This is a genomic window from Hyphomicrobium sp. ghe19, assembly GCF_902712875.1.
Taxonomy (GTDB): domain Bacteria; phylum Pseudomonadota; class Alphaproteobacteria; order Rhizobiales; family Hyphomicrobiaceae; genus Hyphomicrobium_B.
Map to the genome: position 1 here is coordinate 4,468,365 of NZ_LR743509.1, position 14,158 is coordinate 4,482,522.

At 55.4% G+C, this 14,158-nt stretch carries 17 protein-coding genes; 7 read left to right on the top strand and 10 right to left on the bottom strand.

Annotated features, from left to right (window positions below):
- Positions 1 to 119: 119 nt before the first annotated feature.
- From AACL53_RS21250 to AACL53_RS21280, 7 genes are all read right to left on the bottom strand, one after another.
- Positions 120 to 2,033: an AAA family ATPase gene (locus tag AACL53_RS21250; protein WP_339086649.1), complete on the bottom strand. Its 1,914-nt coding sequence runs from the start codon at positions 2,031 to 2,033 to the stop codon at positions 120 to 122.
- Positions 2,034 to 2,284: 251 nt separating this feature from the next.
- Positions 2,285 to 2,686, bottom strand: coding sequence for a hypothetical protein (locus tag AACL53_RS21255; RefSeq protein ID WP_339086650.1), 402 nt, complete (start codon positions 2,684 to 2,686; stop codon positions 2,285 to 2,287).
- Positions 2,687 to 2,764: 78 nt separating this feature from the next.
- Positions 2,765 to 3,235: a hypothetical protein gene (locus tag AACL53_RS21260; RefSeq protein ID WP_339086651.1), complete on the bottom strand. Its 471-nt coding sequence runs from the start codon at positions 3,233 to 3,235 to the stop codon at positions 2,765 to 2,767.
- The gene (locus AACL53_RS21265) at positions 3,228 to 3,470 is read right to left on the bottom strand and encodes a hypothetical protein (RefSeq protein WP_339086653.1); all 243 of its coding nucleotides are present in this window, start codon (positions 3,468 to 3,470) and stop codon (positions 3,228 to 3,230) included. The genes AACL53_RS21260 and AACL53_RS21265 overlap by 8 nt, the downstream gene beginning before the upstream one ends.
- Before the next feature lie 20 nt (positions 3,471 to 3,490).
- Entirely contained in the window at positions 3,491 to 3,676 is a 186-nt protein-coding gene (locus AACL53_RS21270) for a hypothetical protein (RefSeq protein ID WP_339086654.1), read from the bottom strand.
- Between the two features lie 864 nt (positions 3,677 to 4,540).
- Complete coding sequence (locus AACL53_RS21275; protein WP_339086655.1) at positions 4,541 to 4,831, bottom strand: hypothetical protein; 291 nt, start codon at positions 4,829 to 4,831, stop codon at positions 4,541 to 4,543.
- A gap of 96 nt (positions 4,832 to 4,927) precedes the next feature.
- Positions 4,928 to 6,232 carry a site-specific integrase gene (locus AACL53_RS21280; RefSeq protein ID WP_339086656.1) on the bottom strand — a complete coding sequence of 435 codons (1,305 nt, stop codon included), beginning with the start codon at positions 6,230 to 6,232 and terminating at the stop codon, positions 4,928 to 4,930.
- Between the two features lie 1,204 nt (positions 6,233 to 7,436).
- Between AACL53_RS21280 and AACL53_RS21285 the strand changes: the two genes are divergently transcribed.
- From AACL53_RS21285 to AACL53_RS21305, 5 genes are all read left to right on the top strand, one after another.
- A complete protein-coding gene (locus AACL53_RS21285) occupies positions 7,437 to 7,694 on the top strand; it encodes a hypothetical protein (RefSeq protein WP_339086657.1) in 258 nt (85 codons plus the stop codon).
- 543 nt (positions 7,695 to 8,237) lie between these two features.
- Positions 8,238 to 9,524, top strand: coding sequence for an SDR family oxidoreductase (locus tag AACL53_RS21290; RefSeq protein WP_339086658.1), 1,287 nt, complete (start codon positions 8,238 to 8,240; stop codon positions 9,522 to 9,524).
- A complete protein-coding gene (locus AACL53_RS21295; protein WP_339086660.1) occupies positions 9,521 to 9,991 on the top strand; it encodes a DUF2269 domain-containing protein in 471 nt (156 codons plus the stop codon). The genes AACL53_RS21290 and AACL53_RS21295 overlap by 4 nt, the downstream gene beginning before the upstream one ends.
- Before the next feature lie 196 nt (positions 9,992 to 10,187).
- Positions 10,188 to 11,042 (top strand): SPFH domain-containing protein, encoded by an 855-nt coding sequence (locus AACL53_RS21300; protein ID WP_339086662.1) that lies wholly within the window; start codon positions 10,188 to 10,190, stop codon positions 11,040 to 11,042.
- Entirely contained in the window at positions 11,039 to 11,311 is a 273-nt protein-coding gene (locus tag AACL53_RS21305) for a hypothetical protein (RefSeq protein ID WP_339086663.1), read from the top strand. The genes AACL53_RS21300 and AACL53_RS21305 overlap by 4 nt, the downstream gene beginning before the upstream one ends.
- Before the next feature lie 295 nt (positions 11,312 to 11,606).
- Here the strand turns inward: AACL53_RS21305 and AACL53_RS21310 are convergent, their stop codons facing one another.
- Both AACL53_RS21310 and AACL53_RS21315 read right to left on the bottom strand, forming a co-directional pair.
- The gene (locus tag AACL53_RS21310; RefSeq protein WP_339086664.1) at positions 11,607 to 11,846 is read right to left on the bottom strand and encodes a hypothetical protein; all 240 of its coding nucleotides are present in this window, start codon (positions 11,844 to 11,846) and stop codon (positions 11,607 to 11,609) included.
- Between the two features lie 439 nt (positions 11,847 to 12,285).
- Positions 12,286 to 12,471, bottom strand: a complete 186-nt coding sequence (locus AACL53_RS21315) for a hypothetical protein (protein WP_339086665.1) — start codon at positions 12,469 to 12,471, stop codon at positions 12,286 to 12,288.
- 357 nt (positions 12,472 to 12,828) lie between these two features.
- Here AACL53_RS21315 and AACL53_RS21320 point away from each other — a divergent pair, with 357 nt between their 5' ends.
- Positions 12,829 to 13,329: a hypothetical protein gene (locus AACL53_RS21320; RefSeq protein ID WP_339086666.1), complete on the top strand. Its 501-nt coding sequence runs from the start codon at positions 12,829 to 12,831 to the stop codon at positions 13,327 to 13,329.
- A 148-nt stretch (positions 13,330 to 13,477) separates the two neighbouring features.
- Positions 13,478 to 13,807: a hypothetical protein gene (locus tag AACL53_RS21325; protein WP_339086667.1), complete on the top strand. Its 330-nt coding sequence runs from the start codon at positions 13,478 to 13,480 to the stop codon at positions 13,805 to 13,807.
- 48 nt (positions 13,808 to 13,855) lie between these two features.
- Here the strand turns inward: AACL53_RS21325 and AACL53_RS21330 are convergent, their stop codons facing one another.
- Positions 13,856 to 14,134 (bottom strand): hypothetical protein, encoded by a 279-nt coding sequence (locus AACL53_RS21330; protein ID WP_339086668.1) that lies wholly within the window; start codon positions 14,132 to 14,134, stop codon positions 13,856 to 13,858.
- Positions 14,135 to 14,158: the final 24 nt, after the last annotated feature.

The following is a 14,158-nucleotide window of genomic DNA, read 5'->3' on the forward strand; positions in this document are numbered from 1 at the left end:
AGGGTCACCAACTGGGACCCTGACTCTGGTTGCCCTGGTTACCCCCTATTCTCTACGTAAAGAATTTTTATAAATAAATATATATATTACAATAACTTAGCATATGGCTGGCGGTTTACCTAACCAGGGTCACCAAGGGTAACCAGTGGCTGGCTAGAAGGGTTGGTTACCCCTCCAGCAGTTGCCTTTTCAGGGAGCATGGTGTGCCACACGCCGTCGATCTGTTCGCTAACGAGGCCAAGAGCTTTTCTGACTCGCGTAAGCGTCCCGCCTCTGATCGATAGCTGCTCCATTGCCTTATCGAAATCACGAACCGCCATGGTCCCTGAGTTGCTCTCAAAAAGCTCACGGGTGTTTTCTATGGCGAGCTGAAGCTTACCGCCTTCCTTCCTCTGATAGAGCACCTGCTCTGCGCTGACGTTCGACGTGAAGTTCTCCCATTCAACGCGAGATGTCTTGATGTCGTTTGGGAGAGTGACGCCGACGATGCGACAGCTATAGGAACGGCTACTGGGAGCAACGTTGTTCTTAAGCGTCGTAATGGTCAGCCGCTCTTTGTCGTTCACGTCGGATGAGACAAGGAATGCAGACCGTGCAGCCGCTGCCCAGGCCCCCGATCCTTGCAATCGATCCAATGGCGAGTTCTTGTCGCTCTTGTTCAAGTGCATGACTATGACGACCGACAGTCTGAATTCTTGAGCCAACGCCGCTAGCTTCGAGGTGATGTGTCGAATGTCCGTCACGTTGTTGTTGTCGGACTTGCCAAGGTGTGCGGTGATTGGATCGACGATGATCAACTTAACATCGCCAATTTCCTCGATGGCCTTGCGCAATCGAGTATCGGTATCTCGACCGAGAACGAAGTCCTGGTCCTCGACAACGTAGCATCGTTCTTTTTTTGCGTTACAGGCGACCAGCCTCGGAGCGACGGTGTATTCAGAGACGTCCTCAGAAGAGAGGACGACAACATTCCCTTGCTCTGCTGTGTCTCCTGTAACGGGCCACTTGCCGCCGTTGCTGACGATGGAAGCAATGCCAAGGGCCATAGTGGATTTGCCGACACCCGGTTCGCCAGCAATAATCGACAATGACCCCTTTGCAAGGATGCCTTCCCAAAGCCAATCAACCTTTTCAGGTGTGATGTCCTCAAGCACTCGATACTTCAGCTTTCCTTTTGGCGCTTCCGGCTCAGGCTCCTTGCGCTGTCGAGGATTTTTGGCTGCCGCGATCATTGCGGATCGAAGCGTCTTCTCAACTCCATTGGAGCCGCCGCTCGTTTCGTCAAAGTACAGGCCGTTCTCCTTGGTCGCATTTCGCAATCCTTCGATTGCTTCCTCCGCGTTGATCTCACCTCCTGCCACCAACCGACCAATGGCAAACGTTGATTTATTTGCTTGATTGTTCCGATGGTCTGTCGTGTTGGACAGCTTCGCAATTTCTTGCTGTAGAGCTGACCTGCCGTATGGAGTGGTTTCGGCGTTATCGTTGGCAGGGTGGACGGTCAGCGAGCCATCGTCCTCATACTTCCGCGTCCCCAGATCAACGAGCCATGACGGAAGCTCAGCAATCTTCACCTCGTCGAGTCTGACAATCCATTCGTAAGCCGTGCCGCTTTCGTGCACAGACGGCGGAACCGATACGAGATGATTGTCGCCTAACAACTCGCCGTAGGGCAGTTCGGTGACGGACCTTAGTTTGCAGCCTGTCGGGCTCTTAAAATAGAAGTGCTTGCCCCGGCTGGTCTTGACTGTTGGGGTTAGTGGAAGCTTGATCTTTGCATCTTCGAACGCTTGCAAATCGTCCACATCCAGCACAACGACAGTGCTGGATGGACCAACTTTTATGCTGACGTTCTTTTCCGGGCCGTCCGAAAACCAGCTTCGCAGCTCATGCTGCTGAGGCTTGGTCTGCTGATCATACTTTCCCCAAGGCACAACGGGCTGCTTGCTCTTGAACTTCGTGGGTATGACGCAGAAACCTTGGTCCGCGAGATTGTAAATTTCGTTGAGAAAATTCGATGTCTTCGTTTGCATGTTAGGTGCTTACTCCACAATAAATCAAAAAATATCCGTCTATCGGCTTGCGTCCGCGTCGGTGATTGTCGGGCTTGCAGCCGCTTTCGATGAAACCAGAAATGTATCCAATGTCCTCTTTTGTTAGGTCCTCCTTTTCCAATCGATGAGTGTGCTCAACTCCGCACCCTGGGCATTTGACCACAACCAGATCGCTGGATAACCAAGGTCTGCTGTGACAGCGGAGAATAGGATCACGTCCTGGATAGACATCAGGCCGCTCCATCGGGTCGTTCCTCAATCGACATTGATGATCGAATGAAATCTCTGTCTCTACGCTTGCCGCCATTCTTGTGATTGTCCATCAGCACAAGGTTTGGGCGGCAAAGGTTCAGCGGGTTGCCGTCCTTGTAGCGGACCTTCATTCCCGGCTGAGCATCGAGCAACACACGAGCAACGCCGACCTTGCTGCCTGTGATCGAAGACGCAAGGACGTGATCCTTGCCAGGGGGCGTGAGCCAATTCGGGCTGAGCTTGATGTCATTGATCAGCGCGTCGTAGTCCGACTTCCAAAGGGAAGCGATCTTGTCTTCTTGTTTGTTGAGTGAAACGAGGATCAGCTCTTGGTTATCTGATGCAACAATCTTGGTCGTTCGCAAATTCTTTTTTGCCATTGAAAATTTCTCCAAAAATAATTGGACGGCGATGTCTCCAGAAAGGACCTCAGCCGGAAGCACCGCCGCTAATGGTGGTTATTCTTCAACCTCGGGCTTGCTAGCCTTCAGTTCGGACTCGAGGAAAGTCTTCTCGATAATCTTGTGTTCTTCGATCTCACGAGGCAGAGGGTCACGAGTGCCAGCAAGCTTTTCTTGCTCACGCTTCGCGCGCTTTCGCTCGATGATGAGAGAACCGTTCTCCTTAGCTTTGGGGTCGCCATGCTTGACGATGACTTGCTGCGCTAAGGTCTGACTTGTGAAGTTGCCCTCAAGCTCAGGCGGCAGCTTCGATCCATCGATAGTCTGGATGTACCAAAAGCCGTGACCTTGCTTCGTGTCGCTGCAAAGGAAGTGACCTTGGTACTCGTAGTAGCAAAGCCCGTCGCGCATGCCCTTCGGGGTGTTCGGCTCGATCTGAATAAGCTCTCTCGCTTTCTTCAGGACCGCTTCTTCAATACCAGTGACGATGAACTTCCCGTCTCGCTGATGATAGGTAATCTCAGACATTAGACTTCGCCCCCCTCTTCTTTGCCTTCGTCTTCTTGGGGGCAGTCGTGCCGTAAGATGATGCAGAGAGTGATCCTGGCTGAGACCCCTTTCTCAACTGCTCAAGTTGACTGGCACTCACGAACGGTCCTTCCTTGTTCAAAGGCACAACGTTGACTGTGAAGGTGAGGCCGTCTGCAATAGTTCGGGCAACTTCTTGATTGTTGCCGATAGCTTTCTTGATCGTCTTATCCATAAAAAATACTCCGAGTTTCGTTACGAGATTTTGCTGAAAAGAGTTCTGGCAATAACGAGCTTGAAATCTGTGCTCGTGTTGGCGACCCGCCTGAGCAGACCATCCGCTTCGAGTTCCGCAAACATTTGGAACTCCTTCTGCTCGATGTCCGTCAGGTCGGCGTAGTCACATCGCTTTAGTGTGTTGGCATCTTTGTATCGTGCCATTCAGTTTTCCTTTGCTGTTGAGTTGAAGTTGGGAGAAGCGCCCCAGGGCACGGCTAGAACCCTGAGGAAAGGACCGACTGCGCTTCTCGATGGGGGTTAGGCAGCCTTGGCTTGGATAGCCTTGGCCGTCATGCAAGCTTTGCAGCTTGAGTGCCTGCGGTCTTTGGAGTCAGGCCGGTTGTAGAAATCAGTGAGTGGTTTGCACTCACCACAAGCTTTGCAGGATTTCCGTAAAACCAGGGGGATGGGGTCATTTCCCTCGGAAGAAAGTTTTACGGCTGTAGGGGCCTCTAGCGGGCCTTCCTGAGCGTGTTTTCCGCCTGGGATCAATCTATCCCAGTTGGGCTCTAGTCCCTGCACAGCGCAGGTCGTGAAAAAGCCCTCGTGTTTCTCAAGCTGCGTTTGTGTCCAGTCCGGACCTGCGAGCTTGATCCAGGTATTCATTAGTCTGAGCTTCGTCCGAACATGCTCAGGGCTTAAGCCACTTGCCATGGCTCGTTCTCCTTTTCTGATTGTGGTTGGGATATGAGTCCGCCAGCGGCCGATAAGGTTCGGAGTCGCAAAGCGGCAATGGATGAAATGGATCGAGTTGTGGGGATACTGGCGAGCGAGAGGCTCAAGCCTGAGTCAACTGATTTGAAAATGCGCCGTCGAAGTTAGGCAACTATCTCGCACCTTCTCTTAATCAGTATATCAAGAGTAGGGGGGGTATGTCAAGTAAAAAATGCAACTATTTCCGTAGGTTAGCTCTGCGGTGAGTCAACTAATTGAGTCACTTCAAGCACTTAGCAGACTGAAAAAAACTGACTTTTTTTGACTGCTCTTAACGCTTGCGTCAGCTACCGCAGAGAAGACCTACAAACTTCAGCGTGACTCCCGCCAATCGAGTCTTGCGGCGTCCTTGAAAATCTCATTGAGATCTTTCATTCGAGCGCAGTCCATCATGTCCGCGCCGCGTCCTTCCAACTCCCTGAACCAAAGCGGGCGATCTCCGGTGCCGCCCCATACGAAGTTCTGATTGTTCGGATTCACGTAAAGTATTTGGTCGGAAAAGATCACCTGACTCAGAGTGTGGCCTTGATCAGCGCAAAGCAGGATCAACTGTTTCTTGATCTCTAGTCGTTCGTTTCTGATTGCTTGTTCTTCGGCGTTCATGCAGCCCTCATGCGTTGTTGCGTGAGGTAGTTTTAGCACGAGCCGGACACAGGCTGAATCCCAGAATCGCGAGAAGAATCAGAATTGAGGAAACCGTCAGCCAGCTGATCGCATCGGCACGACGTTGCTATCGCGAGCCTCCCGTTCTCTCCGCATATCTTCAAGCAGCAGGTCGTTTATGTGGTTAGCCCATAGTTTCAGGGCCTCCCGTCTTTCGTCGACAAATTCGAACCGCTGATAGATTCCGGTGAGTCCGCCAACCGCTGGACCAGAGATGTGATTGAGAATGCGCTCCGTTATGTGTGGAGCAATGCCGAGACCTGCTAAGCCGGTTGCACCTGTCCTACGCAGATCGTGCACCCGCCAAGGCGGTATAGGATTGCCGCCGTTACGCTTCTTGATTTTGGCATCGATAGCTGCCTTGGCTTTCGAGAAGCCCGATATAGAGAACTCGACACTCTCAATTTTCTTGGTTGTGAAGACGAGCGTATCGCCTGCCTTGTCAGCCATCGAATGGAATAGATTGACAGCCCAACCAGACAGATGAACGAGGTGTTCGCGCCCGTTCTTTGTCCGTGAGCCCGGAATAATCCACTCATGCTTGCGAGACAGATCAAGCTCGGACCACGGAAGCTGGGCAACTTCGTCTCGACGCTGAAGCGTTAGCAGTAGCAACTTGAAGTATGGCCCCCATGGATAGGGCAGGTCAGATGCGGCTGACCAAACCAAGACAAGCTCTTTATCAGTGAGCACCCGGTCCCGGTCCTGATAGCGTTCAGGTGGAGCGAGGCTGTCCATCGGGTCAATCGGGATGATGTCTCGAGATAAACACCACTTGAAGAAAGGACGCATGGCATTGAAAACCTGCCTAGCGCCTGACTTTGTGATGCGTTCCTTGTTGTCGATTAGCGCGGTGATGTCTTTGCGCGTGATGTCCCCAACAAGCGTTTCGCTACCAAGCTTTGGGATGACCTCGACATTGAAGCGTCGGCGGACCTCGTACCAGTATGCGCCTTTGGGTGGATTGGTGTTTGGCTTGGCGTGCTTCTCAAACCATAGCTGAAACACGTCTCGCAGTTTGCCGTTGGCGTAAGCCTCGTGCTGTTTGTTCTTCAATCTTCGCTTGTCGTTCTGCGGATTCACGCCTTCAGCAATTGATGCGATGAGCTTGAGGGCTTCCGTTCGTGCGGCGTCGAGATCCATCACCGGGTATTCCCCGAAGACGAAAAGTATCTGCTTGGCGTTGCGTCCACCCTCTCCGAGACGACGCTTGACCAGCCAAGACGCCTTGCCCTTGGGCGAAATTCGAAAGGCAAAACCCCTCAAATCCGCATCCCAAAGGGTAGCAACAACCCTGCTTCGGTAGGCTTTCTCAATAGCCTGTTTTGTGAGCTTCGCCATGGGGGTCAATTCGTTGAATTGTTGTTATATTTCAAATACTTGCCGCGCACTTCGAGTCTTCACAGAATTCCAGCTGTGTGTCACGACGAGCGATTTGTTGAGATAAATCAGCCGCTTAGCGCCGATGGTGGAGTGCGATGAGACGCAAACGGCGGCAACTTTTGCTACCACCTTAATACCACGATTTGCGGTTTGATACCACAGCAAACACTCAAGTGAACGGTGCGATTTTACCCGTAAGCTGTGGTAGTTATTTGGAATTGATCGGTGTAGGAGGAACACGAAAAGTGGGTTCGCACGTCATTCGTAATGACGGGGTCGCGTGTTCGAGTCACGCAAGCGGCACCATTGTTTTTCAAACACTTACCTTACATGATGATCGATCAGCCCCTTTTCTTTCGCGGTTTAGGGCGCGATTAGGTTCCGGTCTTTTGAGCGATCGTTGGCGCTTGCTTTAGAGCCAAACAGCACGGTCCGCACTGCAACTGCTCAGTCACCGACGCTGCGCAGCTACGCAAGTCGGGTTATGACATCCAAATTCGCGGGCAATTGCGCGGACAACGGCGGGCGTTCCGCCCTGAATCATTGTTCGCGTTTCCCGGAATTTGGCAGTGGTGGAGGGGCCGGTGAAGAAGGATGGCCCCAATGTCCAGCTTGATATCTACTCATTCATGACGACGGCCCCGAACGCTCACTCGGATTCGATCAATCACAAATGATGCCGGTGCTGCTTAGCGGAGAAGCGGACTTCGAGACGTAGCTCTCACGGTTCCCGGCCGAGGGCCTTCGCACTGCCGCGAAGCAATGATTCCACCGCGATGCGGATTGTGCAGTCGAGGTTTGAGAAGCAGGACCTGCTCGCCGCTTAGCGCCAAGCGGTGCCACCATGCTTTGCCGAACGCATACAAATGGCTCAATCGTTGTAGCCCCGGCTTAAGACCGCGAAAGATAAATTCGCTCTGCCTCACAGCATGGCGTTTGGGATGGCGATGCAGCGGTCGCTCAAGGCACACGGTGCTAGCGCCCACCCTTCATCCGCGAGGCGGGGGGCGGTTTAAATGCGATTGTCGATAGCCCTACGATAGCTTTTAGCTATTGCATCGAGAGCCCCAGAGCACTGTCGCTCATGATAGCAGGAGACTTCGCCGCGCATTGCCGCCGACGCTAACCACGCAGAACCTACAATCTCTCACGGAGGTATTTTATGCTCAACAAAAAGCTCGTTACAGGCATCGCTTTCGTCTTGCTATCTGCTGCTCCGGCCTACGCTGGTTGCGAAGATGAGTTTGACGCGCTCTCAAAGGCGATCAGCGGACCGGTCACGATGGGCGCCGGTCACCGCGCGGCCATGATGCGCATGGCGGTGTTGGGCTACGATCACTGCATGGCAGGCGACAGCAAATCGTTTGACGGCATTCGTGGCCAGATCATGGATGGGATTCGCCAAGGCCTGGGCAACTGACTGGCCAGTTGGAAAAGAAAAGCGAAACCCCGCCGTGAGGCTGCTCTCGTATCAACCGCAACGGCCTTTTGGCTGATGCGGTTGAGATTGGCCGCGACTCCTACAAGCCAATTACAGCCACCAAGATAGCAATCCGGTTCACGTTTTGGTGACGGCACGAAATCAGAATAATTTGCGGAATCTGCTTCCGAACGCGGAAGAGCGATCTCTGAGATCTCTGAGATCTCGACGAGGTTGGGATAGAACGCGACGTAATCCTTAATGATGCTCGACGGGGTCGCGTGTTCGAGTCACGCAAGCGGCACCATTGTTTTTCAAACACTCGCCCTGCAAATTGATGGATCGTGGCTCACGCCGCGCGACTCCTCTATTCGACGCATGAATGAAAGGCGCCGACTGCGCCGGTCAGCGGTCTCGGGGGACAATCGATAAGGACGATTTCAAATCGCGAGGTGGGATCGACCTTGAAGGCGTGCAGATACTCCGCAATGCAGAAGCGGATTTATTTTCAGATCAAGGTCCGCTGAGGCTATGCAGTAGTCCATGCGCATCTTGGTGATCGGGGCCTACGGACTGGTGGGCGGCTATGTAACTGCTCGCCTCCTCGGTGAAGGCCACGAGCTCGTCGGCCTTGGTCGTGAGACCAGTGTCGCGAGGCGTCGGTTTCCAAAAGCTCGCTGGGTGGACGCAGACCTGCGCGACATGAACGCCGGGCGATGGGCGGCGCTTCTGGACAGCATCGACGCGGTGGTCAACTGCGCCGGCGCACTCCAAGACAGCCCGCGCGACGATCTTCGAGCGGTTCACGTCCGGGCTGTGACTGAATTGGCCCGTGCCTGCGAGCGGCGCGGTGTGCGTCGGTTTGTGCACATCTCGGCGGTCGGCGTCGAGCGCGGCGAGGGACGTTTCCAGCACACGAAACATGAGGCCGAAGCAGCGCTCCGGGCCACGAACCTCGACTGGATCATTCTCCGGCCCGGCTTAGTGCTTGCGCCGGCAGCCTATGGCGGAAGCGCCCTGCTGCGGGGCCTTGCGGCGTTTCCTTTTGCGGTTCCGGCCATAAGGCCGGACGCCGTCGTTCAAGTCGTTTCGGTGGACGATGTTGCCCTGGCTGTGGTTCGCGCGCTCACGGTCCCAACAGCCGGATTCACGTGCGATCTGGTTTCTGCGGAAAGGACAAGCCTTGGCGACATCCTGCGCGCATTGCGATCATGGCTTGGCTTGCCGGACGCGCGCGTGATCGCCGTGCCTCCATGGGTCGCCGCTTTGACGGCGGGGGTTGCCGATGGACTAGCGTGGCTAGGGTGGCGAAGCCCGATGCGCTCGGCCGCAATGCGTCAGCTCGCGGGCGGCGTGACCGGGGAAAGCGATGAGGCGAACTCGCGTCTGGGTCTCTCGCCGCGCGGTCTAGTCGAGACGCTTTCGGGCTGGCCGAGCGGTGTGCAAGAGCGATGGTTCGCGCACTTGTATTTCCTCAAACCTACGATGCTGGCCACTCTGGGAGCGTTCTGGGCGGTCTCGGGCATCATAGGCTTCGTGAGTCATACCCGCGCAGCCGGGCTGCTCACCGGCGCCGGAATCCCCGCAGGTCTGGCTGATGCTTTTGTGATCGGCGGAAGTATCCTTGACCTTAGCCTGGCCTTCCTCGTCTCCATACGCGCTACTGCGCCTTTGGCGTTGCGCGCGATGATCGTAGTAACAGCCGGATATCTTTCGGCTGCCAGCGTGTGGGTTCCGGAACTGTGGGCCGATCCCATGGGGCCGCTTGTGAAAAGCCTGCCGGCGGCAGTGCTCGCGCTTGTTGCCCTGGCGGTGATGGACGAGAGATGACGCTTTATCTGATCCTCAAGACGTTGCACATCATCGGCGCGACCGTTCTCCTCGGCACCGGCGCGGGCATCGCCTTCTTCATGCTGATGGCTCACCGCACGGGAGATTCACGCCTAGTCGCCCACACGGCGGGAGTGGTTGTCATCGCCGACGGACTGTTCACCGCGACGGCCGTCGTGGTGCAACCGATCACCGGCGGCTGGCTGGCGCTGCTCGCCGGCTATCCGCTGTTCGACGGGTGGGTTGCCCTGAGTCTCGCGCTCTACGTCGTCGTGGGCCTCTTCTGGCTGCCGGTTGTGTGGATGCAAATGCGAATGCGCGACATCGCCCGTGACGCGGCCCAGAGAGCCGTGAGCCTGCCGCCCAGCTACTACCGTCTGTGGCGTTTCTGGTTTGCGTTCGGTTTCCCGGCCTTCGCGTCCGTGCTGGTCATCGTCTGGCTGATGATCAGCAAGCCCAGCCTGTAGGCGTTCGTCATCTCGCGATGCCGGCTGTCATGTTCGCGCGCGACGATCAGCAAGCCCGGATCGAAAGTTCGCCAGGGGCTCAATTCAGGAATCAAGATCAACGGCAGTCCAATATTCGGACTCTTGACGTCCCACTCATTGTCACGCCCTTAGCTATCGGATTAAGTTGCGCTGAGAATATCGGTGGGGGGAAGTGATGACGACTGTTGTTCTTTCGATTTTAGCTGTTTGCCTTTTCGTCATCTTTCTTAGTCTGAAGATCGTTCCCCAAACGGAAAATTGGCTTGTCGAACGCATGGGACGGTATAGCCGAACCTTGAGTGCCGGCGTTCACATCGTTACGCCGTTTATCGACCGCATTGCGCACAAGGAAAACATTCTCGAACGTCAGTTGCCGGTAAAGTCGGTGCCGAGCATCACGAAAGATAACGTTCAGATCGAGATCAAACTCGCCATTCTCTATCGCGTGACGGATGCGTCTAGAGCTTGGTATCGAATCAAAAATATCGACCAGGCGATCGAGACGATCATCACCGGCATCGTTCGAAGCACGATCGGCAATTCAGACCTCGACGATGTTCAGTCGAACCGTCGTGTGCTTTCAGACACGATCGAGGCTGAGATACAGCACGTCACCGAGGAATGGGGTATCGTTCTTACGCGGGTCGAGATCTTGGACGTTGAAGTTGATGCCGAAACAAGAACGGCAATGCAGCTGCAATTGAATGCAGAACGCACGCGTCGGGCTCTCGTTCGCGAAGCCGAGGGCAAGAAGCAAGCTGCCAATCTCAATGCTGATGCGGAGCTCTATACCGCACAACAACAGGCGCAAGCTCAACGCGTTCTGGCAGATGCGCAAGCCTATACGGTCAGGACCATCGCAGAAGCCATCAACAATGGCGGGGAAGCGGCGATAAACTTCGACATCAAGAAAATCCAGGCTGAGGCTGTCAAAACGTTAGGGACACAGCCTTCGACGAAGTTGATCCTTCTTCCGTCGGACTTGCTCGAGACGCTGTCTACTGTCGCAAGCAAATTGGTTTTGAAATGATGATGGATCTCCAGCCATACGAAGTGGCTCTAATCCTCGGCGTCGTGATCTTGGCGCTGGAGATGATAACCGGCGTGTTTATCTGCCTCAGTCTCGCGATTGGCTTGTTCAGCGTGGCGCTTACGGAATTTCTATCTCAGAATTTCCACTTGGAACGAGACGTCCTAATTTTTGCAGTCGTCGCGATGGGCGCCTTTATCGGGCTGCGTTTGATCTTTCGATCGAAGGGCGATGTGAAAACGGCCCGCGAAGACGTGAACGATTATTGACGCCGAAGCTGTCATTTGGTGTCGCGCAGCCGCGTCCATCAGCGGTCGGAGATCGGCTTGGCCGAACTTTACGCGCAGCGCGGGCCGGGTGCCGCGGGCTTTGTGTTTAGCGGCGCCAAACCTTTCGGTAATCCAAAAAAATACACGACGAGAAGCGCGAGTGGTTCAGCTTCAACCCGTTTGAAGTCCCTAACCGCAGAGACTGGATGCCGGCCGACGCGGCGTAAATCGTTCGCTGTCGGCCGGATTGACCGGAAGCCCTGGCGGCGGGGCCGAATTCGCCCCACTCGCTACCTCAGGCGGCGCGCCAGTGTTGCAGCTTCGTACTCTCCATTAGCGCCTCGGGCGCAACCCAGCCTCTCAGCACGGCTTGGCGTAGCCGTTCTGGCTCGCGAATGCCTGTGTCGGCTGCTTCGAACAACCGGTGGATCATATCGTAGACAGTGATCTGCAATTCACGGTCGGCAACCTCCGTCACAAGCCGATCGAGAACGCCATAAAACGAGTGAAGCTCTTCCGTTGTATAGCCGTACATGCGCATTGAATTCCCTCATCGCGATGACCCGGCACGCCCCCCGTTCCGAATCACGCCAACGAATGTGACGGAATCAGAATCGGATTCTGGGCGCTGTACTCTTTCGGACTCTCCCACAGGGAACGCACGGTTTTTTAACAGCTTTTCCTCGGACCTCGAATTTTAGCGGCGCTCATGATTTGGAAAGGTTTTCAATCCATTAGTTCGTTCATTGTTTTGCGTACCCAAACAAGAGGCGGTCATCTCCGGATGGCCGCCTTTTTGTTTTGGATCGGGTGGTCGCCGGGTGCGCGGGATCTGATGCTCTTGTAGAGGCAGCTTCCGTGCAGGCGCTTATCGTGCGGCTCGCAAGCGCTATGCAGGCACGAGCGTGAGGCTTTGCCGGCGGACCGTGTCACGAAGGTGGCGTCAGCGCCCATGGGTTCCAGCGGGTGCTCCGCTAGTATCCGTCTTCTTCCTCGACGCGATAATTGTAGGGCATGTTCCCGCAATATTCGGCGGCTGCCCTTTGCGCGTCGTCCCAAGTCTCAAACGCGCTGCCTATCGTCTCCGAGCCGCCGCCGAAGCATCCTTCGACGTCGTTCCGGCAGTTCTCACACCACACGATGACTTTGAATTTCTGCATGTTGGCTTCTCCCCGATAGAAAAGCCCCACGGCGCTGCTCCCATTCGCGCGCAATTTTTGCAGCCTGAAACGTGAGTAGTCTTTGTCGCCCGACGGCAACATATAATACTGCTTTGCGCGTGTTTTCTTCGCGTTATGGTCCGATGACAGACTCGGATTGAGGCTACCATTTGGCGAGGAGACTAAACGTGACCGGGCCGTAACACTTCGCGCGAAAAGTGGGGCGGCTCTTCGGCAGGCATCGCAGAGATGCGCATAAAGTCACATCAGTAGGCGGCGAACTCCGCACGCCACAATCTGTCTGTTACGATCTGTTGCTGCGCTGGCGGCAACATCTGCTTCGGGGAGCCAAACGCCGTGAATTCCAGATCGATTGCTGTTCTTCTTGCCTTGGGTTCCGTCGCCGTCCATGGGCGCGCTGAGGCCTGTACGCTCAACGAGATACAGAAAGCGGACATGCGGCTCGGCCTTTGCAGGCAGCAAGTTGGCATAGCGACCGGTTATGCGTGCACGACGCTCGTCATGCGGTCGCAAGTCGCCGACCAATTCCAGCAGATCGATTTGGCGCGGCGCTGCGGTTTCAACGCAGAAGCCCAGAAGCTCGAAAAGTACTACGACGAGACGACTCCGCTGATCGCCAAACTTTATGAGTGCATCGATACGGCGATCGATCGCCCGACGGTCGAGAAGCAGGCGAAGGAAGAAGTCGACAAGGCATTGTCGAAGCTCGCGCCCGGCTGCCCGAGCGAGTTGAAAGAGAAGATGGCGAAGCGGCTGCCAACGCTCATCGGCATCGATCAGAAATCGCTTCGCGACATTCAAACGATCGCGTCGCAAATAGGGTTGACGCCCAATTAACGGAGCAAGATGAGTGCTTTTCGCGCTCACTCAGACGCGGGTGCTCAAGAGTTTGTTGACCTTACTTTTGCTCGGGTCGCCGCAAATTAACGGCGTCTTCTAAGCTCCTCCCTTAATGCAAGTCGTGAGTGCATCTGGGAGAGCCCCCTTGTCCTACAGAATATATGCCGCCGCGCTGCTCGCGGCTTTGAGTTTTGCCGTCGCCACGTCGGCTGAAGCACGCCATCGCCGGTGTGATTTCGATCCCTACGGTTATCGCGCGCCGAGCCGCTGGTGCGGTCGTGAGGGCTGGGGTTTCTATCCGGCTTACGGGTTCTACCCTGCCGGTAGCTATTACGCGCTGCCGCGCTATCCCGTTTATGCTGTTCCGGTTCCGGTGCCTGTTCCGGTTCGGGTTCGCGCGTATCCAACGACCTTCTGCTACTTCGACAACGGATACGATTTCCGTCCGCGCCGGGTCTGCGTGCCGGCCTGGTGAGCTAGGCCAGGCACGTTTTTTCGATCGCTCGGCTTAATCGCCTGGGGCTTAGCGGAAGCGCAGCCAGTCGAGAGGGCGGGGCCCGCGGCAGAAGCTGCGGTGGTGCAGATAGTAGCAGCGGCGGCCGTCGTAATAATCATCTCTAGCGAATGGGTCGCCGGCGTAGGTGTAGAATCCGAAGTGCGGGCCGTAGGGCGGTCCGTACCTGTGGTAACCGAGGCGGAAGGGCTGACATCCATCGCACCGGTGCCGGAAATGGGCATCGGCCGACGGCACAAGCGTCGCGAGACCCAATACAAAGCTTGCGACGCCTACAAACTTCAACATGCGGTGCCTCTCATTCGTCTGTCT

What these genes read in the sequence shown, in the direction of transcription:
- AACL53_RS21250 (WP_339086649.1), bottom strand. Translation starts at nt 2,033, where the DNA reads ATGCAAACGAAGACATCGAATTTTCTCAACGAAATTTACAATCTCGCG.
- AACL53_RS21255 (WP_339086650.1), bottom strand. Translation starts at nt 2,686, where the DNA reads ATGGCAAAAAAGAATTTGCGAACGACCAAGATTGTTGCATCAGATAAC.
- AACL53_RS21260 (WP_339086651.1), bottom strand. Translation starts at nt 3,235, where the DNA reads ATGTCTGAGATTACCTATCATCAGCGAGACGGGAAGTTCATCGTCACT.
- AACL53_RS21265 (WP_339086653.1), bottom strand. Translation starts at nt 3,470, where the DNA reads ATGGATAAGACGATCAAGAAAGCTATCGGCAACAATCAAGAAGTTGCC.
- AACL53_RS21270 (WP_339086654.1), bottom strand. Translation starts at nt 3,676, where the DNA reads ATGGCACGATACAAAGATGCCAACACACTAAAGCGATGTGACTACGCC.
- AACL53_RS21275 (WP_339086655.1), bottom strand. Translation starts at nt 4,831, where the DNA reads ATGAACGCCGAAGAACAAGCAATCAGAAACGAACGACTAGAGATCAAG.
- AACL53_RS21280 (WP_339086656.1), bottom strand. Translation starts at nt 6,232, where the DNA reads ATGGCGAAGCTCACAAAACAGGCTATTGAGAAAGCCTACCGAAGCAGG.
- AACL53_RS21285 (WP_339086657.1), top strand. Translation starts at nt 7,437, where the DNA reads ATGCTCAACAAAAAGCTCGTTACAGGCATCGCTTTCGTCTTGCTATCT.
- AACL53_RS21290 (WP_339086658.1), top strand. Translation starts at nt 8,238, where the DNA reads ATGCGCATCTTGGTGATCGGGGCCTACGGACTGGTGGGCGGCTATGTA.
- AACL53_RS21295 (WP_339086660.1), top strand. Translation starts at nt 9,521, where the DNA reads ATGACGCTTTATCTGATCCTCAAGACGTTGCACATCATCGGCGCGACC.
- AACL53_RS21300 (WP_339086662.1), top strand. Translation starts at nt 10,188, where the DNA reads ATGACGACTGTTGTTCTTTCGATTTTAGCTGTTTGCCTTTTCGTCATC.
- AACL53_RS21305 (WP_339086663.1), top strand. Translation starts at nt 11,039, where the DNA reads ATGATGATGGATCTCCAGCCATACGAAGTGGCTCTAATCCTCGGCGTC.
- AACL53_RS21310 (WP_339086664.1), bottom strand. Translation starts at nt 11,846, where the DNA reads ATGTACGGCTATACAACGGAAGAGCTTCACTCGTTTTATGGCGTTCTC.
- AACL53_RS21315 (WP_339086665.1), bottom strand. Translation starts at nt 12,471, where the DNA reads ATGCAGAAATTCAAAGTCATCGTGTGGTGTGAGAACTGCCGGAACGAC.
- AACL53_RS21330 (WP_339086668.1), bottom strand. Translation starts at nt 14,134, where the DNA reads ATGTTGAAGTTTGTAGGCGTCGCAAGCTTTGTATTGGGTCTCGCGACG.